The organism is Streptomyces cyaneus, from assembly GCF_004028635.1.
GTDB lineage: Bacteria > Actinomycetota > Actinomycetes > Streptomycetales > Streptomycetaceae > Streptomyces > Streptomyces cyaneus.
This window is the reverse complement of the sequence record NZ_RQJW01000006.1, coordinates 189,333-208,138: the sequence shown is the minus strand read 5'-3', so window position 1 is coordinate 208,138 and position 18,806 is coordinate 189,333. Positions and strand designations below refer to the sequence as shown.

Sequence of the window (18,806 nt, the reverse complement as noted above, 5' to 3'; positions counted from 1 at the left end):
TGACGGGTGGGTGAGTACTTACCCACTCTAGAGGCAGTCAGGGTGAGTGAATACTCACCCACCCTTCTCATGCATACGGGAGCCCTCATGAAACTCACCGTTTTCGGCGCCACCGGAGGCATAGGCAAGGAGATCGTCCGCCAGGCCCTGGACGCCGGCCACCAGGTCACGGCAGTCGTACGGGACCCCGCACGCCTCCCTCTCGCCGGGGACCGTCTGGAGGTGTTCCGCGCGGATCTCACCGACCCCGGTGCGCTACGGCCCGCCGTAGCCGGCCGGGATGCCGTCCTGTCCGGCCTCGGTGCCCGCAACCGCGGGGACGCCGGCATCGCGACACGGCTCACCCGTACGGTGCTGGCGGCCCTGGAAGCCGAGGAGGTGCGGCGGCTGCTCGTGGTGAGCGCCGCGCCGGTCGGGCCCGAGCCGGAGGGGGACGGATTCCTGGACCGTGCCGTGCGGGGCGTCGTGTCGGCGGTCCTGAAGGACATCTACGCCGACCTGCGGGAGATGGAGGCCGACGTGGCCCGGAGCACCACGGGCTGGACGGTCGTACGGCCTCCGCGACTGCAGGACAAGCCTGTCACCGGCACGTACCGCACGGTCGTGGGCGGGTTTCCGCTCAAGGGGCGCTTCATCGGGCGGGCGGATGTGGCGCACGCGATGCTGGGGATGGTCGGGGATCCGGCGACGGTGAAGCAGGGCGTGGGCGTCGCCTACTGAAGGCGCGCTGGGCGCCTGCCTGCCGCGAGCCCGCCTACAGGCTCACGCCGACCGTCACCGGCTCGTTGACCAGCGTGATACCGAAGGCCTCGCGCACGCCGGCCACGACCTCGCGGGCGAGCGCGAGCAGGTCCTCGGTGGTCGCTCCGCCCCGGTTGGTGAGGGCGAGGGTGTGCTTGGTGGAGATGCGGGCCGGGCCGGTGCCGTACCCCTTGGTGAAGCCCGCCTTGTCGATGAGCCAGGCCGCGGAGGTCTTGGCGTGCCCCTCCCCCGCCGGGTACGCGGGCGGCTCCACGCCGTCGCCGAGGCGTTCACGCACGCGCGCGTGGAACGCGGCGAACTGCTCGTCGGTGAGGATCGGATTGGTGAAGAAGGAGCCGGCCGACCAGGTGTCGTGGTCCTCGGGGTCCAGGACCATGCCCTTGCCGGTACGCAGCTTCAGCACCGTCTCGCGCGCGGCGGCGAGCGGCACGCGGTCGCCGGCTTCGACGCCGAGGGCGCGGGCCGTCTCGGCGTACTTGAGGGGGGCGGAGAGCCCGTCGGCGTCCTCCAACTGGAAGCGGACGCGCAGGACGACGTAGCGCTCGGGGTCGGACTTGAAACGGCTGTGGCGGTAGGAGAAGGCGCAGTCGGCGTTCGGGATGACGATGGTCTTGCCCGCCCTGCGGTCGTACGCGATCACTTCGGTGATCGTCGAGGAGACCTCCTGGCCGTACGCGCCGACGTTCTGGATCGGCGTGGCGCCCGCGGAGCCGGGGATTCCGGCGAGGCACTCGATCCCGGCGAGCCCGGCCTCGACGGTGCGGGCGACGGCGTCGGTCCACACCTCGCCGGCGGCCAGTTCGAGCGTGGTGCCGTCCAGCTCGACGCCCTTGGTGGCGATGACCAGCGCGGTGCCCGCGAAGCCCTTGTCCCCGATGACCAGGTTCGATCCGCCGCCGATGAGCAGCAGCGGGGTGCCACTGGCATCGGCCTCGCGCACGACGTCGATCACCTCGGCGTCGGTCGTGGCGGTGACCAGGCGGGTGGCGGGGCCGCCCAGCCGGAAGGTGGTGAGAGGGGCGAGGGGGGCGTCGTGGAGTTCCTGCACGGGCTCAAGACTACGAGACGGCACTGACAGCCCCGGCACCCATGCGGAGTGCCGGGGCGCAGGCCCGCACCACGCGCGCGTGCCGATCAGCTCAGCCGCCGGATCGCCTCTTCCCAGCGGAGCGGAAGGTCGTCGCTCGACGCCTGCCAGGTGGCGAACTTCGCACCCCGCATCTGCGCCGACAGGCCCAGCGACGTCGGGGCACGGGCGCCCGCGCGGGCGAAGTCCTTGAGCGCCGCGGGCGACTCCCAGGCGGACAGCGTCCGCCCGGCGTACCCCCTACGGCAGGCAAGAGGAGCCGCCCTACGACAGGTAAGGGGCGCCCCACCATGGAGGACGCCCCTTACCTCACGGCACGCGCGTGCCGTTCACCTCGACATTCACCCCAGCTGTACGACCGCCCGCGACATCCCGAGCACCTTCTGCCCAGCGCTCTTCACGGTCAGGTCCACGCGGACCTTGTTGTCGTCGAGCTTGGCCGCGACCTTGCCGCTGACCTCGATCGTGGCGCCCTGGTCGTCGTTCGGCACGACGACGGGCTTGGTGAAGCGGACGCCGTACTCGACGACCGCGGCCGGGTCCCCGGTCCAGTCGGTGACCACACGGATCGCCTCGGCCATGGTGAACATGCCGTGCGCGATGACGTCGGGCAGCCCGACCTCCTTGGCGAACTTCTCGTTCCAGTGGATCGGGTTGAAGTCACCGGAGGCGCCCGCGTACTGGACGAGCGTGGCGCGGGTCACGGGAAAGGTCTGGGCGGGCAGTTCGACGCCGACCTCGACCTCGTCGTACCCAATCTTGGCCGTCATCGGTCAGGCCTCCCCTTCTTCGGAGTCCGCCCCGCGGGCGACGAGCTTCGTCCAGGCGGTCACGACGTGCTCCCCCGCCTCGTCGTGGACCTCGCCGCGGATGTCCACGATCTCGTTGCCCGCCATGGACTTGATCGCCTCGATGGTCGAGGTGACGGTCAGCCGGTCACCGGCGCGCACCGGCCGGGTGTAGGCGAACTTCTGGTCGCCGTGCACCACCCGGCTGTAGTCCAGGCCCAGCTGGGGGTCGGCGATGACCTGTCCCGCGGCCTTGAAGCTGATCGCGAAGACGAAGGTCGGCGGGGCGATCACATCGGAGTGGCCGAGCGCCTTGGCGGCCTCCGGGTCCAGGTACGCAGGGTTGGTGTCCCCCACCGCCTCCGCGAACTCACGGATCTTCTCCCGTCCCACCTCATAGGGGTCGGTGGGCGGGTAGCTCCGCCCCACGAAGGACTGGTCGAGCGCCATGGCTCGGTACCTCCTGCTGTCTGCTGCGATTGACCTGCGGTGGATCTGCTGGTTCGCCTGGCCGATTCGCCCGGGTCGGCCGGAACCGACCGGTAACCGGGGTGGAAACGACGCGAGGCCGCCCCCCAACGGGGACGGCCTCGTGTACGAGCCTGATTTATCGCGTTTCGCGGTGCGCGGTGTGCGCGTTGCAACGCGGGCAGTGCTTCTTCATCTCAAGACGATCCGGGTTGTTACGCCGGTTCTTCTTGGTGATGTAGTTCCGCTCCTTGCACTCCACGCAGGCCAGCGTGATCTTCGGGCGGACGTCGGTGGCAGCCACGTGAGTGCTCCTAAGACGAACGGATGGACTAATTCAACGCAAGAAAGAGTAGCCGATCGAAGGACCGACCCCGCAATCGGCTACTGTCAGTAGCGGTGACCGGACTTGAACCGGTGACACAGCGATTATGAGCCGCTTGCTCTACCGACTGAGCTACACCGCTTTGATGAGATCGGACCCCGCCTTGCGGCGGGAACCTCTCACACCAGAGCCCCAAAACGGAATCGAACCGTTGACCTTCTCCTTACCATGGAGACGCTCTGCCGACTGAGCTATTGGGGCGAGCGATGAAGACATTACACGCTCGGCTGCCGTTCACCCAAATCCGTTTCCCGGCCCCGGTCTGCGGCCGATCGGCGGAGCGCACAGACGCCTCGCAGGCCACCGCGGTACCGCGGAGACGGCTCCGTTCGACGGACCACACCGGTACGACTATTGCGCTCCTGCACGCCAGGGCCGGATCGCCACCCTAGGCTCGACTCACTCTGCGTGATCTTGCGTGCCCGGTGCAGTTCTCCAGCACCGTTCCCGCAGCCCCGATGCGCAGCCCCGAGCCCCTGGAACGCGATGCCCGACAGTCAGCCCCAGCCGCCCCACTCGTCGTCCTCGTCGGGTTCGTCCGGCCCGACCGACCCGGGTGCTCTGCTGCTGTGCGGGGCGCGGCTCACCGACGGCCGGACCGTGGACGTACGGCTGGGTGGCGGACGCATCGAGGCGGTCGGCACGGCCGGGAGCCTGGCGGCGGGCGACACGCGCGCGTGCGGCGCTCGCGTGGACCTCAGCGGCTATCTGCTGCTGCCGGCCCCGGCCGAACCGCACGCCCACGGCGACACCGCGCTCTCCGCCGACGAGGGCGGACCGGTCTCGTACGACCCCCATGACGTCCAGCGCCGGGCCACCGAGGCCGCCCTGCTCCAGCTCGGGCACGGGGCGACCGCGCTGCGGGCACACGTGCGCGTGGGCGACGTCCAGGGGCTGGGCGCGCTGGAAGCCGTACTGCAGGCACGGCGTTCGCTGCGCGGGCTCGCCGAGTTGACGACGGTGGCGATGCCACGGCTGCTGACCGGGGTGGCCGGCGCCGAAGGGCTCGCGATGCTGCGGGACGCGGTGAAGATGGGCGCGTCCGTGGTCGGCGGCTGCCCCGATCTGGATCCGGATCCGACGGGTTACGTGGAGGCGGTCCTGGAGGTCGCCTCCGAGCAGGGCTGCCCCGTCGACCTGCACACCGACGCCACCGACCCGGCCCGCCTGGCCCGCCTCGCCGCGATGGCCGGCGGACTGCGCCCCGGCGTGACGCTCGGCCCGTGCGGCGGCCTGGGGCGCCTGCCGGCCCAGCTGGCCTCCCGCACCGCCGACCAGCTCGCGGCGGCCGGAGTGACGGTGGTCTGCCTGCCACAGGGTGGCTGCGGGGGCGTGGAGCGGCGGGCCACGGCGCCCGTACGACTGCTGCGCGCCGCCGGCGTACGGCTCGCCGCCGGAAGCGGCGCCCTGCGGGACGTGTCGAACCCGGTGGGCCGCGGCGACCCGCTGGAGGCCGCCTACCTGCTGTCCTCCCGCCACGGGCTGCGCCCCGAGGACGCGTACGACGCCGTGAGCGCGTCGGCGCGTGCGGTGCTGGGCCTGCCCGAGGTGCGGGTGGAGGCGGGCTTCCCGGCCGAGTTGCTGGCGGTGCGCGGGGACCGGCTGGCGGGGGCGCTGTCGCTGGCGTACAGCCGCATCGTGGTGCACCGGGGGCGTGTGGTGGCGCGGACGAGCGCGGTGCGGGAGTACTGCAACTCGGCCGTGGCGGCGGAGTTGGGGCTGCCGCGACAGGGGCGGGGGGAGGTGTCTTGAGGCACGTGGGCGCGTGTGCTTGAGCGGTGGGGAGCGCAGGGAGCGGGTTGGCGCGCACAGGGGCGCACTGAGGGCTCGTGCGCCCGGCGACTGTGCCTGAGGTGTGCGCCTGTAGGGGCATGAGGCGTGGCTGAAGTCGTGCGGCGGATGCGGCCGTCCGGGCGTACGGTCGGAAACATGCGCATTGTCATCGCTGGTGGTCATGGTCAGATCGCGCTGCGGCTGGAGCAGCTGCTCGCCGCGCGTGGGGACGAGGTCGCGGGGATCATCCGCAAGGCCGAACAGAGCGACGACCTGCGGGAGGCCGGCGCCGAACCCCTCCTGCTGGACCTGGAGTCGGCCTCGGTCGAGGAGGTCGCGGAACATCTGCAAGGCGCGGACGCGGCGGTCTTCGCGGCCGGCGCGGGCTCAGGCAGCGGGGCCGCCCGCAAGGACACGGTGGACAAGGGCGCGGCGGTCCTGTTCGCCGACGCGGCGGTCCGGGCGGGCGTACGGCGCTTCGTGGTCGTGTCGTCGATGGGAGCCGACCCGAAGCACGAGGGCGACGAGGTCTTCGACGTCTACCTGCGCGCCAAGGGCGAGGCCGACGAGTACGTCCGCGGCCAGGACGCCCTGGACTGGACGATCCTGCGCCCCGGCATGCTGACGAACGACGCCGGAACCGGCCAGGTACGCCTGGAGGCCCACACCGGCCGCGGCCCGATCCCGCGCGACGACGTGGCCGCCGCGCTCGCGGAGTTGCTCGACACCCCGGCGACGGCCGGCCTGACGCTGGAACTGATCAGCGGTTCGGCCCCCGTGTCGGTCGCGGTGAAGTCGGTGGCGGGGAACTGAAGTTGGGCTCGGAGGGGGTTTCGGCCGCGCAGGAGGCGCTGTTGCGGCGCATGTACGAGGCCTTCTCGACGGACGAGCGAGAAGCCTTCATGCAACTGTGCCTCGCGCCCGACGTGGACTGGCCGAACGTCCTGGACGGAGTCCGGCTGCACGGCCGCGAGGCGGTACGCGCGTACTGGGCCCGGCAGTTCGCCGCCGGGCATCCCCTCGTACGACTGGAGGGCCTGCGCCCCGACGAGGACGGCGCGGCCGTGGTGGCGACCGTGCGGCCCGGCATGCGCGACGCGTCGGGCGACCGGTGGGCGGAGGAGACGGTCGAGCACGTGTACCGGTTCGACGCGGACGGGCTGGTGGCGCGGATGGATGTGCGGGCGGGCGTCTAGGGGGCCTGCGTCGGGGTGGGCCTGGTGGGGGTCGGCGAGGGGACGGTGGGGTTCGGCGAGGGTCCGGTGGAGCCCGGTCGATCTCTTGGGCTCCGTGGAGAGCCCGGCGTGGCTCGCTGGAGCTCTCAGAACAGCGGCAGCTGCCCGGGGAACTCCGGTACGACGTACCCGTCCAATGCGGGCTGGGCGGCCCCCAGTTGCGCCTGCCGACGCGATCCGGGACACGACACGAGTTCCCCGTTCTCCCGCGCGCCGGGCGGATCATGCCGTGCGAACCGACCGGCGACGACGGCGATCTCACGACGGCACTCGGGGCAGCTTCTGCGACGCATGGCCATGCAGCCAGTGTGCCCTGGGCGTGGCCCTGGAACGCGAAAACCCCTCCGCTCTACGTTTCCGCAGATCGGAGGGGTTTCTCAGCGTGGCGGCGCCAGGATTCGAACCTGGGAAGGCTGAGCCGGCAGATTTACAGTCTGCTCCCTTTGGCCGCTCGGGCACACCGCCGGGTTTGCTGCCGTTCGAACCGCTTTTCGGCGGTGCTCCCTGGCAACGACGTAAACAATACCCGATGGGGAGGGGTGCTTCGCCACCCGATTGATCGCCGCCCGGGGGACCAGGGGTGGCTAGGCTTGTCCGGATGCGGTCCGGGGCTTGCCCCGGCTCGGCGGCCACCCCCACACCCGCCGATACGCACCCCATACGCACCCCGATACAAGGAGCCACAGGACATGGCCGACTCCAGTTTCGACATCGTCTCGAAGGTCGAGCGGCAGGAGGTCGACAACGCCCTCAACCAGGCCGCCAAGGAGATCTCGCAGCGCTACGACTTCAAGGGCGTGGGTGCCTCGATCTCGTGGTCCGGTGAAAAGATCCTTATGGAGGCGAACTCCGAGGACCGGGTGAACGCTGTCCTCGACGTCTTCCAGTCCAAGCTGATCAAGCGCGGGATCTCGCTGAAGGCCCTGGACGCGGGCGAGCCCCAGCTCTCGGGCAAGGAGTACAAGATCTTCGCGTCGATCGAGGAGGGCATCTCCCAGGAGAACGCGAAGAAGGTGGCGAAGATCATTCGCGATGAGGGCCCGAAGGGCGTCAAGGCTCAGGTGCAGGGCGACGAGCTGCGCGTCAGCTCGAAGAGCCGTGACGACCTGCAGGCCGTGATCGCCCTGCTGAAGGGCAAGGACTTCGACTTCGCGCTGCAGTTCGTGAACTATCGGTGAGCTGCTGATCCGAGCCGGCTCCCGCTACGGCGCCGGCTGCGACGTCGTACGAGGAAGGGTGGGCACCCCGCGGTGCCCACCCTTCTCGCCTGCTGGCTGCGGTCCGGGGTTGTGCTCGTCTCGCTCAGTTGCGCGAGTGGCCGAACAGGATGCGGTAGGCGATCAGAAGCACGAGGGAGCCACCGATCGCGGCGGCCCAGGTGGTGCCGTCGTAGAAGTCCTTGGTGATCGGATGGTCCAGCCAGCGGGACGATATCCAGCCACCGATGAACGCGCCCGCGATGCCGATGACGGTGGTGCCGATGAAACCGCCGGGGTCGCGGCCCGGCAGCAGGAACTTGGCGATGGCCCCGGCCAACAGCCCCAGAATGATCCAGCTGATGATCGTCATGCCGTGAACCTGCCCCTCCGCGCTGTGCCTGCACTTTCCCGGCACTGTGATTTCGGGCGCGCTTGTTCGTGCTCTGTCGATGAAGAAGACGTCACGAGGACACCCCTCGGTTGCAGCGATCAGTAGGGTTCCGGCCATGACACGGTCAAGCTCTGACTCCTCCGAACTGCGGCGCACCCTGGGAGTCGGGGACGCCGTGGTCATCGGGCTCGGCTCGATGGTCGGGGCCGGAATCTTCGCCGCGCTCGGGCCCGCAGCGGACGCGGCCGGGTCCGGGCTGCTGCTCGGACTCGCGATCGCGGCCGTGGTCGCCTACTGCAACGCCACCTCGTCGGCACGCCTGGCCGCGCTGTATCCGGCCTCGGGCGGCACATACGTCTACGGGCGCGAACGGCTCGGGGAGTTCTGGGGGTATCTCGCGGGCTGGTCGTTCGTGGTCGGTAAGACGGCCTCCTGTGCGGCGATGGCGCTCACTGTGGGCGCGTACGTCTGGCCGGGGCAGGCGCACGCGGTGGCTGTCGCGGCCGTGGTGGCGCTGACCGCGGTGAACTACGGCGGCGTCCAGAAGTCCGCCTGGTTGACGCGGGCGATCGTGGCGGTGGTGCTGGCTGTCCTCGCTTGTGTGGTCGTCGTGTGTCTGGGGTCCGGGGAGTCCGATGCCGGTCGCCTGGACGTCGGGGCCTCGGGCGGCGTGGGCGGGGTGCTGCAGGCGGCGGGGCTGTTGTTCTTCGCGTTCGCCGGATACGCGCGGATCGCGACCCTCGGCGAAGAGGTGCGGGACCCGGCCCGCACCATCCCCCGTGCGATTCCGCTGGCCCTGGGCATCGCGCTGGCGGTGTACGCGTGTGTGGCGGTGGCAGTCCTTTCCGTACTGGGGTCGGGTGGTCTGGGGCAGGCGGGCGCGCCGCTGGCCGACGCGGTGCGGGCGGCCGGGGTACCGGGGCTCGTGCCCGTGGTGCGGGTGGGCGCGGCCGTCGCCGCGTTGGGCTCGCTGCTCGCTCTGATCCTGGGCGTCTCGCGGACGACACTGGCCATGGCCCGCGACCGGCATCTTCCTGGCGCCCTGGCAGCCGTGCATCCGCGCTTCCAGGTGCCGCACCGGGCCGAACTCGCCGTGGGGGCGGTGGTCGCGGTCCTGGCCGCCACGGTGGACGTGCGGGGCGCGATCGGGTTCTCCTCCTTCGGTGTGCTGGCGTACTACGCGGTGGCCAACGCTTCGGCCTGGACCCTCGACTCTGCGCCGACTGCTCGGGTCGTGCCGGTGGTGGGACTTCTCGGGTGCGCGGTGCTGGCGTTCTCGCTGCCGGGGGTTTCGGTTGTTGTCGGTGCGGGTGTGCTGGTGGTGGGGGTGGCTGCGTACGGCGTACGGCGGTGGGTGGCGGGGCAGCGGTCGGGTGCCCGGGGACGGTAGGCCGAGGTACGCGTGCGTGTCGCTGGGTGAAGCCAGGTCGGTCCAGCTGGTGTGCCGGGAGCTTGCGGGCCGGGCGGGCGGGGCGGTGCCGAACCGCACGGCATGACCGGTCCGCTCAGCCGGCTGTCGCGGACCGTTCGAAGGCCGTCGATCCACTCGGTACCGATCAGGCGCTTGACGCACACGGTCCCTCAGCGCGCACGACGCACGCGGCCCCCAGCGCAGACGACGCACACGATGACTGCCGACCACTCAACCGGCCGTCGGTCCACTCGCCGACCGCCGGCCCACGCACCGTCAGGACGCCTGTGCCGCCGCCGTGCGTATGTGGAAGTCAGCCCAAGGAGCCATCTCCAGCTCCTCGTTCATCTCCTCGTACCAGCCCGTGCCGTCGACCCAGGCGCGCAGCCAGTCCGTGAGGCTCGGGGCGTCCACGTACCACGCCCGGTCGGCGTCGTCGGCGTTCGGTTCGAAGAGCAGGACGGCGGCCTGAGGGCTGTGGCAGTCCACGCACGCGTACATCGCGCAGCCCCAGTGGGATATCGGCAGGACGCCTTCGGGCCAGGGCCAGTCGGGGTCCTTGCGGGCGCTCTCGCGGTTGGCGAGGTACTGCGTGACGGCGGCGGGCTCGCCGGCCGGAGGGCTGTCGAGCAGGGGCAACAGGCCGTACTCGGGGCCGAATCCGCCGTCTCCTATACGCAGGTAGAGATCGGCGAGCAGCGGGGGCAGCCGGAAGCCGAGGGCGGACTCGGCTTGGGCCAGCGTCGTCGAGTCCACGGGCTCGGGGAGTGAAGGCCAGCCCCACGGGCGGGTGTTGCGGGCCTTGTCCGCCACCCTCGTCAGCAACTGCTCGATCTCGGTCATGCGTTCATGATGCAAGCCGCCACTGACAATCGGTCGGGCCTGTGGACAACCGCCGGGTTGTGGATAAACCGGCCGTCACCACACCCCACTCACTGCCTTACCAGCTCGACGCGAACGGCTTGTCCGTCGACACGATTTCGCGGCCCAGCGGGAACAGCGACACCGGGATCAGCTTGAAGTTGGCGATGCCGAACGGGATGCCGATGATCGTGACGCACAGGGCAAGGCCGGTGACGATGTGACCGATGGCCAGCCACCAGCCCGCGAGGACCAGCCACAGGACGTTACCGACGCAGGAGGGGGCTCCGGCGTCGCGGCGCTCGACCGTGGTGTACCCGAAGGGCCACAGGGCGTAGATGCCGATACGGAAGGCCGCGATACCGAACGGGATGCCGATGATGGTGATGCACAGCAATAGGCCTGCGGCCAAGTAGCCGAGGAACAGCCAGAAGCCGCTCAGGACGAGCCAGATGACGTTCAGGATGGTTTTCACTGGTGGCCTGCCATCTTCTCGAGCCGGGCGATACGCTCCGCCATCGGCGGGTGTGTGGAGAACATCTTGGAGAATCCCTGGCCCGGACGGAACGGGTTGGCGATCATCATGTGACTGGCGGTCTCGATGCGAGGCTCGGGGGGCAGCGGAAGCTGCTTCGTGCCGTGCTCGAGCTTGCGCAGTGCGCTCGCCAGGGCGAGCGGGTCGCCGGTGAGCTGGGCACCGGACGCATCGGCCTCGTACTCCCTGGAGCGGCTGATGGCCAGCTGGATGAGCGAGGCGGCGAGCGGGCCCAGGATCATGATCATCAACATGCCGAGGAGACCGGGGCCGTCGTCGTCATCGGAACGGCCGATCGGGATCAGCCAGGCGAAGTTGACCAGGAACATGATCACCGAGGCGAGGGCACCGGCGACCGACGAGATCAGGATGTCGCGGTTGTAGACGTGGCTCAACTCGTGGCCGATGACGCCGCGCAGTTCGCGCTCGTCGAGGATGCGCAGGATGCCTTCGGTGCAGCACACGGCGGCATTGCGCGGATTGCGGCCCGTCGCGAACGCGTTCGGCGCCTCCGTCGGGGAGATGTAGAGGCGGGGCATGGGCTGGCGGGCCTGGGTGGAGAGTTCCCGGACCATGCGGTACAGCCCCGGGGCCTCGAACTCGCTGACCGGGCGGGCACGCATCGCGCGTAGCGCCAGCTTGTCGCTGTTCCAGTACGCGTACGCGTTCGTGCCCAGGGCGATCAGGACCGCGACGACGAGCCCCATGCGGCCGAAGAAGCTGCCGATGACGATGATGAGTGCGGACAGTCCCCCGAGGAGTACTGCTGTCCTGAGCCCGTTGTGCCGGCGGTGCACGGTACGCCCTCCAAGTCGTGCGGCAGGGGAACCCTTTGCTGCTCGATCTCCGATGCCACTGGTGCCGTGGTGTCACGTCCAGTGGACCCTTCCGTACTGGTCAACGCCAGGCGAGGGCCACGGGTTCCCTGGTGCGTGGGGCGGCGGGCGTGGGCCGTCCGGGTGAGGACGCCCGCACACGGCCACGCGCGCGTGGGGATCGGGTGCTCCACGCGCGCGCACGGAGTGCGCCAGGGTTCAGAAGAGCCCGGTGTCGGCGAAACGCAGGATCAGCTGGGGGGCTCCGGACAGGGCGATGCCGACGACGCCGGTCAGGGCCATCGTGGCCGTCACTGGCACGGGGACGAGGTGCTTGACGGGCTCGCCCTCGGGGGCGCGGAACAGCAGGGCCGTCCACTGGAGGTAGTAGAACAGCGCGATCACGACGTTGACGGCCATGATGACTGCGAGCCAGCCGAGGCCCGCGTCGACGGCGGCGGAGAAGACGGTGACCTTGGCGAACAGGCCGATGATGCCTGGCGGGAGTCCGGCGAGGCAGAGCAGGAAGAAGGCCAGGATCAGGGCGGACAGGGGGTTTCGGGCGTACAGGCCGCGGTAGTCGCTGAGGCGGTTGAGGGTCTTTGTGCGGCCGACGAGTGCGGCCACCGCGAAGGCGCCGAGGTTCACGGCGGCGTACATCAGGGCGTAGGCGACGGTGGAGCCGATGGAGCGCTCGGCGTCGTCGGAGTAGGCGGCGGCCGCGATCGGCACCAGGAGATAGCCGGCCTGGCCGACGGAGGACCAGGCGAGCAGGCGTACCGCGCTGTACGCGCGCGTGGCTTGCTGGCGCAGGGCGCCGACGTTGCCGACGGTCATGGTGAGTGCGGCGAGCGCCGCGAGGGCCGGGCCCCATACGTCGGCGTACGACGGGAGGGCGACGACCGTGACGAGGATCAGGCCGGTGAAGCCGACCGCCTTGCCGACGACCGACAGGTAGGCGGCGACCGGCAGGGGCGCTCCGACGTAGGTGTCCGGCACCCAGAAGTGGAAGGGCACGGCGGCCGTCTTGAAGGCGAAGCCGACCAGCGTGAGGACGACTCCGGTCTGGGTGAGGGTCTGGAACTGTCCGTCGACGTTTTGGATCCGGTCGGCGATCTGAGTGAGGTAAAGGGTGCCGGTGGCGGCGTAAACGAAGCTGATGCCCATGAGGCTGACCGCGGTCGCGGTGACCGAGGACAGGAAGAACTTCAGGGCCGCTTCGGAGGACTTGCGGTCGCCGAAGCGGAGGCCGACCAGCGCGAAGGCTGGGAGAGAGGCGACTTCGAGGGCGACGATGAGGGTCGCCAGGTCCCGTGAGGCCGGCAGCAGGGCGGCTCCGGCGGCGGAGGAGAGCAGCAGGAACCAGAACTCCCCTTCAGGGAGTCCCTTGTCGGCGTCCTTGAGGGCAGTGACCGACAAGAGAGCCGCGAGGAGGGCGCCGCCGAGGACCAGGAACTGGATGACGAGGGTGAAGCGGTCGGCCGTGTAGCTGCAGATGCCCGGGTCGCCGGTGAGGCAGAAGGTGGAGCGGTCGCCGTCGAGGAGGGGCAGCAGCAGGAGCGCGGAGGCTGCCAGGCCGACCACGGCCGTCCAGCCGAGGAGGGTCTTCTTGTTCTCTGCGACGAACAGGTCGGCGACGAGGACCGCGAGTCCGACGACCGCCGCGATGGTGGGCGGCGCGATGGCCAGCCAGTCGACGGACTGGACGAGATTCACGGCCGGCGACTGGGCCAGGGAGCTCATCGGGTGCCTCCTGCGAGGAGCTGCTGCACGGCCGGGTCGGTGAGGCCGAGGAGGGTCTTGGGCCACAGCCCGGCGACGACGGTGAGGGCGACGAGCGGGGTCCAGGCCGCGAACTCGTAACTCTGGACGTCGGCGAGCTTCGGGCCTTCCTGCGGTGCGGCGCCCATGCAGACGCGGCGGACCACGACAAGCAGGTACGCGGCAGTGAGCAGCGTGCCGAAGGCGCCGATCGCCATGAAGGTGAGGAAGGCCGGGCGGCTGAGACCGGCGGCGGGGTCGAACGCGCCGAACAGCGCGAGCATCTCGCCCCAGAACCCGGCGAGGCCCGGAAGTCCGAGCGAGGCGACCGCGGCGAACGCGAGCAGGCCGCCCAGGCGCGGTGCCTTGCCGTAGAGCGCGGCGCCGGTCTGCTCGGCGAGGGCGTCGAGGTCGGTCGTGCCGGTACGGTCCTTCAGCGCGCCGACCAGGAAGAAGAGCAGGCCTGTGATGAGGCCGTGGGCGATGTTGGCGAACAGGGCGCCGTTCACGCCGGTCGGGGTCATCGTCGCGATGCCGAGCAGGACGAAGCCCATGTGGCCGACGGAGGAGTAGGCGATGAGGCGCTTGAGGTCGCCCTTCGCGCCCTGCTTGGCGAGGGCCAGGCAGGCCAGGGATCCGTAGATGATTCCGACGACGGCGAACGCGGCGAGGTACGGCGCGAAGTCGGCGAAGCCGTCGGGCGTGATCGGCAGGAGGATCCGGACGAACCCGTACGTACCCATCTTCAGCAGGACGCCGGCCAGCAGGACCGAGCCGACGGTCGGGGCGGCGGTGTGAGCGTCGGGCAGCCAGCTGTGCAGCGGCCACATCGGGGTCTTGACCGCGAGCCCGATACCGATCGCCAAAACGGCGATGACCTGCACGGATGCGGTCAGTGACCGGCCGTTGTCAGTGGCGAGTGCCACCATGTCGAATGTGCCCGCCTTGATTCCGATCAGGAGCAGGCCGAGCAGCATGACCACGGAGCCGAGCAGCGTGAAGAGGATGAACTTCCAGGCGGCCTCGGCCCGGCCCTCGCCGCCCCAGCGGGCGATGAGGAAGTACATCGGGATGAGGACCATCTCGAAGGCGAGGAAGAAGAGGAGCAGGTCGAGGACGGCGAAGGTGGCGAGGGTGCCGGACTCCAGGACGAGCAGCAGAGCGACGAAGGCCTTCGGGGTCGGGCCCGACGGCATTTTGAAGTACGAGTAGAGCGCGCAGAGGAAGGTCAGCAGCGCGGTCAGGACCAGAAGGGGGAGGGAGATGCCGTCGATGCCGAGGTGGACGCGCACGTCGAGTGCGGGGATCCAGCTGATGTCCGTGCTGGCCTGCATCTTCGACGGCTGGTCGTGGTCGAAGCCGAGCGCGAGGACGATCGCGGCGATGAGGACCACGCCAGTGACGGTGACGCCGTGCCGGAGCACCGCCTGGCCGGGCGACTTTCCCTTCAGCCCGGGCGGGGCGGGCAGGAGAGCGGCGGCGGCGCCGAGAAGCGGGCCGACGACGACGAACGCCAGAAGGAACTGCATCACGGACTCGTTGATATCGATCACGCCTGCTCACGCTCCCGTGGCGACGAGGACGGCGGCGACCGCGAGGACGACGGTGCCGGCGAGCAGCGCGCTCACATAGGTCTGCACATTGCCGGTCTGGGCGCGCCGCACGGCGATGCCGAGCCAGCGGGGTAGGGCGCCCGCACCGCGTACGTACGTGTCGACGACCTCGCGGTCGAGGAACCGGACGAGACTCGCGCCGGCCTGGACCGGGCGGACGAACAGCGCCCGGTACACGGCGTCGAGGTGGAAGCCGACGGCGGCATGGCGGTGCAGCGGGCCGAGCAGCAGTCGGCCCGGGTCCGCCGGGTCGGGTGCGTAGGCCACTCCTCCGTACACGGGCGCGTGGCTGGCGATGGCCTCGGCCTCGACCTGGGCGGCGTCGCCCTCCGGGTGGGCCGCGACCGCGCCCAGCGGGACGCGCGCCGCCACGGAGGTGGTGTGGCGCCAGGCAGCGTAAGTGACGATGCCGCCGACCAGGGCCACACCCGTGCCGAGGACGGAGGTGGTGAGGGTCGGGGCGAGGTCGCGGCCGTCGAACCAGTCGGGGAGCACGCGGTAGGCGAGCGCGCCGACGGCGAGGGACGGGACGGCGAGCACCCACAGCACCACGGTCATCGTCAGCGGCTGCCTGCCGTGGTCGGGGGCCTCGGCGCCCCGGCCGCGGAAGGCCAGCAGCCACAGGCGCATCGCATAGGCCGCGGTGAGCAGGGCCGTGAGCAGGCCGGCGACGAGGACGATCCAGCCCACGGAGCCGGGGACGCGCTCGGCGTGGCCGGTGGCGACGTGTTCGGCGGCGCCGAGGACGGACTCCTTGGAGAAGAAGCCGCTGAACGGCGGGATCGCGGCGAGCGCGAGGAGCGCCACGGTCATCGTCCAGTAGGCGTCGGGGACGCGGTTGCGCAGGTGGGTCATGCGGGACATGGCGGCCAGCGAGTTGGTGCCGGCGGCGTGGATGATCACGCCGGCCGCGAGGAACAGCAGCGCCTTGAAGGCGCCGTGGGAGAGGAGGTGGAAGACGGCGGCACCGCGGTCGGCGACGGCGAGGGCGCCGGTCATGTAGCCGAGCTGGCCGATCGTCGAGTAGGCGAGGACGCGCTTGATGTCGTCCTGGGCGAACGCGGCGAGGCCGGAGCCGATCATCGTGACGGCGGCCATCACCGCGAGGACGATCATCGCGGCCTGGGAGGCCTCGAAGACCGGGAGGAGACGGGCGATGAAGTAGACACCGGCGGCGACCATCGTCGCGGCGTGGATCAGCGCGGAGACGGGCGTCGGGCCCGCCATCGCGTCGGGGAGCCAGGTGTGCAGCGGGAACTGCGCCGACTTGCCCGCCACGCCCGCGAGGAGCAGCAGGGCGATCAGGGTCGGGTGGTCGAGTCCGCCGCTCGCGACGGTGCCGAGGACCTTCGTGATGCGGAAGGACCCGGCGTCGGTGGCCAGCGCGAACAGGCCGATGAGGAAGGGGACGTCACCGAGCTTGGTCACCAGGAAGGCCTTGATGGAGGCGGCGCGGGCCTCCGGGGTCTCCCAGTAGTGGCCGACCAGGAAGTACGAGCAGATGCCCATGATCTCCCAGCCGACCAGCAGCACCATCAGGTCGCCGGAGTAGACGACGAGCAGCATCGCGGAGGTGAACAAGGAGACGAGCGCGGCGTACGAGGGGTAGCGCGGGTCCTCGCGGAGGTAGCCCGTCGAGTAGATCTGCACGCAGGTCGCGACGACGCCGACGAGTACGGCGACGAGGGCGGCGAAGCCGTCGATGTGCAGGGCGAGTTCGATCGGGACCGAGCCGGTGGGCGTGAGTTCGGTGGCGGCGTTGATCGCCTGGTCGCCACCCTGGCGCACGGCGACCACCGCGGCGAGCACGAGGGACGCGAGCGTCGGCAGGACGGCGAGTGGGCGAACGAAGCCGGGCGCCGTGCGGCCCAGGAGCAGGCCGGCTGCGGCGCCGAGGAACGGCAGAAGGGGGACGAGTACGGCGAGGGTGGTCGTGGTCACGCGGTGGCCTCAGCCTTCTCGGCCTGCGGGGCCGTGGAGGCGTCGTGGTCGGGGCCGCCGGTGTCGTGGCTCTCGGCGGTGTCGCGGAGTTTGTCGATGTCCGAGGTGCCGCGGTTGCGGTAGACGGCGAGGACGATCGCCAGGCCGATGCCGATCTCGGCGGCGGCGATGGTGATGGTGAACAGGGTCAGGGCCTGGCCGGAGTGCAGGGTCTCCTCGGCGGCCTTGCTGAGCCAGACGTCGAAGGCGACCAGGTTGAGGTTGACGGCGTTGAGCATCAGCTCGACCGACATCAGGACCAGGATCGCGTTGCGGCGGGCGAGGACGCCGTACAGGCCGGTGCAGAAGAGGAGGGCGGAGAGTACGGCGGGATAGGCGAGATGCATCAGCGCGGCTCCTTCTCGCTCGGGGCGCCGGGCTCGGTGGGGGCGGGAGCGGGGGCGTCGGGAGCGGGGGCGTCGGGAGCGGGGGCGTCGGTCGCCGACGGCTCGCGGACGGACGGGGCGGGCGCGGTGGTGGAGCGGTCGGACGGAGTGTTCGCCGAGGGCGCGCTCGGGGTGGTGCGGCGGCCCGTCGAGGTTCCGGCACCGGCGCCGGGCTGCTCGGTGGCGGTCGCCTTTGCCTGGCGGGACAGGACGATCGCGCCGACCAGGGCGGCGAGGAGGAGGACGGAGAGGCCTTCGAAGGGGAGGACCCAGTTCTGGAAGAGGCTTTCGCCGGTGGCCCTGGTGGAGCCGGCGGCGGGGCCGTCGAGGTCGATCCAGGTCGTGCGGAAGGCGTCGACGACGACCCAGATCAGGGTGGCCGCGGCGGCGAGGGCCACGGTGAGGGCTGCCCAGCGGTTGCCGGAGTCGGCGTCCGGGGAGCGGCCGATGGGGGCCTTGGTGAGCATCAGCCCGAACAGGAGGAGGACGACGACGGAACCGACGTAGATGAGGACCTGCACCCAGGCGATGAACTCGGCGGTGAGCAGGAGGTACTCCACGGCGAGGCCGCCGAGTGTGGCCACCAGCCACAGGGCGGCGTGCACCAGCTGACGGGTGGTGACGGTGACCAGCGCGGCGCCGAAGGTGACCAGGCCGACGAGCAGGAAGGCGATCTCGACGCCGGTCGGGGAGAGAAAGCCGTGCGTGTCGGCGGCCGTGGTCAGCGCGGCGGAGGTGGGGCTCACGACTCGCCCTCCTGCGGCTCGGTCGGCTCGGTCGACTCTTCGGGCTCGGCCTGCGCGGCCTGCGCGGCCGCCAGCTTCTCGGCGGTCTTGCGGGCGGCGGCGATCTCCTTGGGTTCCTCGGCGCCGGGGTCGAGGGCGGGTGGGGCCGGGACGGTCCACATCCACTCGCGGAGCTTGTCGCGCTCGTGGGTGAGCTCGCGGATGTCGGTCTCGGCGTACTCGAACTCCGGCGACCAGAACAGGGCGTCGAAAGGACAGACCTCGATGCAGATACCGCAGTACATGCACAGGGAGAAGTCGATGGCGAAGCGGTCGAGGACGTTCCGGCTGCGTTCGCGGCCGCCGGGGGTCGCCGCCGGGACAGTCTCCTTGTGGGAGTCGATGTAGATGCACCAGTCCGGGCACTCGCGGGCGCACAGCATGCAGACCGTGCAGTTCTCCTCGAACAGGCCGATCACGCCGCGGGTGCGGGGCGCGAGGTCGGGCTGGGTGTCCGGGTACTGCGCGGTGACGGACTTCTTCGTCATCGTGCGGAGGGTGACGGCCAGGCCCTTGGCCAGGCCACTGCCAGGAATGCGGGGCCGGGAAGGCGGGGGAGGCGCAGCCATGG

General features: G+C 70.7%; 21 protein-coding genes and 3 tRNA genes. 6 read left to right on the top strand and 18 right to left on the bottom strand.

Going from position 1 to position 18,806, the window contains the following annotated elements:
* Positions 1–87: 87 nt before the first annotated feature.
* On the top strand, positions 88–720 hold the full coding sequence (locus tag EHO50_RS23085) for an NAD(P)-dependent oxidoreductase (RefSeq protein WP_128433094.1): 633 nt from the start codon (positions 88–90) through the stop codon (positions 718–720).
* 34 nt (positions 721–754) lie between these two features.
* Here the strand turns inward: EHO50_RS23085 and EHO50_RS23080 are convergent, their stop codons facing one another.
* From EHO50_RS23080 to EHO50_RS23050, 6 genes are all read right to left on the bottom strand, one after another.
* On the bottom strand, positions 755–1,810 hold the full coding sequence (locus EHO50_RS23080) for a UDP-N-acetylmuramate dehydrogenase (RefSeq protein WP_128433092.1): 1,056 nt from the start codon (positions 1,808–1,810) through the stop codon (positions 755–757).
* 380 nt (positions 1,811–2,190) lie between these two features.
* Positions 2,191–2,619, bottom strand: a complete 429-nt coding sequence (locus EHO50_RS23070) for a MaoC family dehydratase (protein WP_128433089.1) — start codon at positions 2,617–2,619, stop codon at positions 2,191–2,193.
* A 3-nt stretch (positions 2,620–2,622) separates the two neighbouring features.
* Positions 2,623–3,087 carry a MaoC family dehydratase N-terminal domain-containing protein gene (locus EHO50_RS23065; protein ID WP_128433086.1) on the bottom strand — a complete coding sequence of 155 codons (465 nt, stop codon included), beginning with the start codon at positions 3,085–3,087 and terminating at the stop codon, positions 2,623–2,625.
* Positions 3,088–3,244: 157 nt separating this feature from the next.
* Positions 3,245–3,409, bottom strand: a complete 165-nt coding sequence (rpmG, locus tag EHO50_RS23060) for a 50S ribosomal protein L33 (protein WP_003948671.1) — start codon at positions 3,407–3,409, stop codon at positions 3,245–3,247.
* Positions 3,410–3,499: 90 nt separating this feature from the next.
* A tRNA-Met gene (locus tag EHO50_RS23055) sits at positions 3,500–3,572 on the bottom strand.
* A 46-nt stretch (positions 3,573–3,618) separates the two neighbouring features.
* A tRNA-Thr gene (locus tag EHO50_RS23050) sits at positions 3,619–3,691 on the bottom strand.
* Between the two features lie 285 nt (positions 3,692–3,976).
* Here EHO50_RS23050 and EHO50_RS23045 point away from each other — a divergent pair.
* The 3 genes from EHO50_RS23045 (at position 3,977) to EHO50_RS23035 (ending at position 6,459) form a co-directional block, all read left to right on the top strand.
* On the top strand, positions 3,977–5,242 hold the full coding sequence (locus EHO50_RS23045; protein ID WP_128433083.1) for an amidohydrolase family protein: 1,266 nt from the start codon (positions 3,977–3,979) through the stop codon (positions 5,240–5,242).
* A gap of 177 nt (positions 5,243–5,419) precedes the next feature.
* Positions 5,420–6,076, top strand: a complete 657-nt coding sequence (locus EHO50_RS23040) for an SDR family oxidoreductase (protein WP_128433081.1) — start codon at positions 5,420–5,422, stop codon at positions 6,074–6,076.
* 2 nt (positions 6,077–6,078) lie between these two features.
* Positions 6,079–6,459, top strand: coding sequence for a nuclear transport factor 2 family protein (locus tag EHO50_RS23035; RefSeq protein ID WP_246101350.1), 381 nt, complete (start codon positions 6,079–6,081; stop codon positions 6,457–6,459).
* Between the two features lie 125 nt (positions 6,460–6,584).
* Here the strand turns inward: EHO50_RS23035 and EHO50_RS23030 are convergent, their stop codons facing one another.
* Together EHO50_RS23030 and EHO50_RS23025 are read right to left on the bottom strand one after the other, a co-directional pair.
* Positions 6,585–6,797 (bottom strand): hypothetical protein, encoded by a 213-nt coding sequence (locus EHO50_RS23030; protein ID WP_128433079.1) that lies wholly within the window; start codon positions 6,795–6,797, stop codon positions 6,585–6,587.
* An 84-nt stretch (positions 6,798–6,881) separates the two neighbouring features.
* Positions 6,882–6,963: transfer RNA gene (locus EHO50_RS23025), tRNA-Tyr, on the bottom strand.
* 224 nt (positions 6,964–7,187) lie between these two features.
* Between EHO50_RS23025 and EHO50_RS23020 the strand changes: the two genes are divergently transcribed.
* Positions 7,188–7,676, top strand: a complete 489-nt coding sequence (locus tag EHO50_RS23020; RefSeq protein ID WP_128433077.1) for a YajQ family cyclic di-GMP-binding protein — start codon at positions 7,188–7,190, stop codon at positions 7,674–7,676.
* Positions 7,677–7,800: 124 nt separating this feature from the next.
* Here EHO50_RS23020 and EHO50_RS23015 read toward each other — a convergent pair whose 3' ends face one another.
* Entirely contained in the window at positions 7,801–8,067 is a 267-nt protein-coding gene (locus EHO50_RS23015; protein WP_128433075.1) for a GlsB/YeaQ/YmgE family stress response membrane protein, read from the bottom strand.
* Positions 8,068–8,203: 136 nt separating this feature from the next.
* Between EHO50_RS23015 and EHO50_RS23010 the strand changes: the two genes are divergently transcribed.
* On the top strand, positions 8,204–9,478 hold the full coding sequence (locus EHO50_RS23010) for an APC family permease (RefSeq protein ID WP_128433073.1): 1,275 nt from the start codon (positions 8,204–8,206) through the stop codon (positions 9,476–9,478).
* Positions 9,479–9,775: 297 nt separating this feature from the next.
* Here the strand turns inward: EHO50_RS23010 and EHO50_RS23005 are convergent, their stop codons facing one another.
* The 9 genes from EHO50_RS23005 to EHO50_RS22965 all read right to left on the bottom strand — a co-directional run bounded on the left by EHO50_RS23005 (position 9,776) and on the right by EHO50_RS22965 (position 18,804).
* Complete coding sequence (locus EHO50_RS23005; protein ID WP_128433070.1) at positions 9,776–10,342, bottom strand: SMI1/KNR4 family protein; 567 nt, start codon at positions 10,340–10,342, stop codon at positions 9,776–9,778.
* A 97-nt stretch (positions 10,343–10,439) separates the two neighbouring features.
* Entirely contained in the window at positions 10,440–10,835 is a 396-nt protein-coding gene (locus tag EHO50_RS23000) for a YccF domain-containing protein (RefSeq protein ID WP_128433067.1), read from the bottom strand.
* Positions 10,832–11,692, bottom strand: coding sequence for a zinc metalloprotease HtpX (htpX, locus tag EHO50_RS22995; protein WP_128433064.1), 861 nt, complete (start codon positions 11,690–11,692; stop codon positions 10,832–10,834). The genes EHO50_RS23000 and htpX overlap by 4 nt, the downstream gene beginning before the upstream one ends.
* A gap of 237 nt (positions 11,693–11,929) precedes the next feature.
* Positions 11,930–13,453 (bottom strand): NADH-quinone oxidoreductase subunit N, encoded by a 1,524-nt coding sequence (locus tag EHO50_RS22990; RefSeq protein ID WP_128433062.1) that lies wholly within the window; start codon positions 13,451–13,453, stop codon positions 11,930–11,932.
* Positions 13,450–15,024: a complex I subunit 4 family protein gene (locus EHO50_RS22985; protein WP_128433060.1), complete on the bottom strand. Its 1,575-nt coding sequence runs from the start codon at positions 15,022–15,024 to the stop codon at positions 13,450–13,452. Before EHO50_RS22985 ends, EHO50_RS22990 begins: the two co-directional genes overlap by 4 nt.
* Before the next feature lie 6 nt (positions 15,025–15,030).
* On the bottom strand, positions 15,031–17,025 hold the full coding sequence (locus EHO50_RS22980; RefSeq protein WP_128433057.1) for an NADH-quinone oxidoreductase subunit 5 family protein: 1,995 nt from the start codon (positions 17,023–17,025) through the stop codon (positions 15,031–15,033).
* The gene (nuoK, locus tag EHO50_RS22975) at positions 17,022–17,411 is read right to left on the bottom strand and encodes an NADH-quinone oxidoreductase subunit NuoK (protein ID WP_128433055.1); all 390 of its coding nucleotides are present in this window, start codon (positions 17,409–17,411) and stop codon (positions 17,022–17,024) included. The genes EHO50_RS22980 and nuoK overlap by 4 nt, the downstream gene beginning before the upstream one ends.
* A complete protein-coding gene (locus EHO50_RS22970) occupies positions 17,411–18,175 on the bottom strand; it encodes an NADH-quinone oxidoreductase subunit J family protein (protein WP_246101412.1) in 765 nt (254 codons plus the stop codon). The genes nuoK and EHO50_RS22970 overlap by 1 nt, the downstream gene beginning before the upstream one ends.
* Positions 18,176–18,192: 17 nt before the next feature.
* Entirely contained in the window at positions 18,193–18,804 is a 612-nt protein-coding gene (locus EHO50_RS22965) for a NuoI/complex I 23 kDa subunit family protein (RefSeq protein WP_128433053.1), read from the bottom strand.
* Between the last annotated feature and the right edge of the window lie 2 nt (positions 18,805–18,806).

Bases quoted from the DNA above. Each gene is read 5' to 3' on its own strand.
- EHO50_RS23020 (WP_128433077.1), top strand. From the start codon at position 7,188: ATGGCCGACTCCAGTTTCGACATCGTCTCGAAGGTCGAGCGGCAGGAG.
- EHO50_RS23010 (WP_128433073.1), top strand. From the start codon at position 8,204: ATGACACGGTCAAGCTCTGACTCCTCCGAACTGCGGCGCACCCTGGGA.
- EHO50_RS22965 (WP_128433053.1), bottom strand. From the start codon at position 18,804: ATGGCTGCGCCTCCCCCGCCTTCCCGGCCCCGCATTCCTGGCAGTGGC.
- EHO50_RS23005 (WP_128433070.1), bottom strand. From the start codon at position 10,342: ATGACCGAGATCGAGCAGTTGCTGACGAGGGTGGCGGACAAGGCCCGC.
- EHO50_RS23065 (WP_128433086.1), bottom strand. From the start codon at position 3,087: ATGGCGCTCGACCAGTCCTTCGTGGGGCGGAGCTACCCGCCCACCGAC.
- nuoK (WP_128433055.1), bottom strand. From the start codon at position 17,411: ATGCATCTCGCCTATCCCGCCGTACTCTCCGCCCTCCTCTTCTGCACC.
- EHO50_RS23070 (WP_128433089.1), bottom strand. From the start codon at position 2,619: ATGACGGCCAAGATTGGGTACGACGAGGTCGAGGTCGGCGTCGAACTG.
- EHO50_RS23015 (WP_128433075.1), bottom strand. From the start codon at position 8,067: ATGACGATCATCAGCTGGATCATTCTGGGGCTGTTGGCCGGGGCCATC.
- EHO50_RS22990 (WP_128433062.1), bottom strand. From the start codon at position 13,453: ATGAGCTCCCTGGCCCAGTCGCCGGCCGTGAATCTCGTCCAGTCCGTC.
- EHO50_RS23040 (WP_128433081.1), top strand. From the start codon at position 5,420: ATGCGCATTGTCATCGCTGGTGGTCATGGTCAGATCGCGCTGCGGCTG.
- EHO50_RS23045 (WP_128433083.1), top strand. From the start codon at position 3,977: ATGCCCGACAGTCAGCCCCAGCCGCCCCACTCGTCGTCCTCGTCGGGT.
- EHO50_RS23085 (WP_128433094.1), top strand. From the start codon at position 88: ATGAAACTCACCGTTTTCGGCGCCACCGGAGGCATAGGCAAGGAGATC.
- EHO50_RS23030 (WP_128433079.1), bottom strand. From the start codon at position 6,797: ATGGCCATGCGTCGCAGAAGCTGCCCCGAGTGCCGTCGTGAGATCGCC.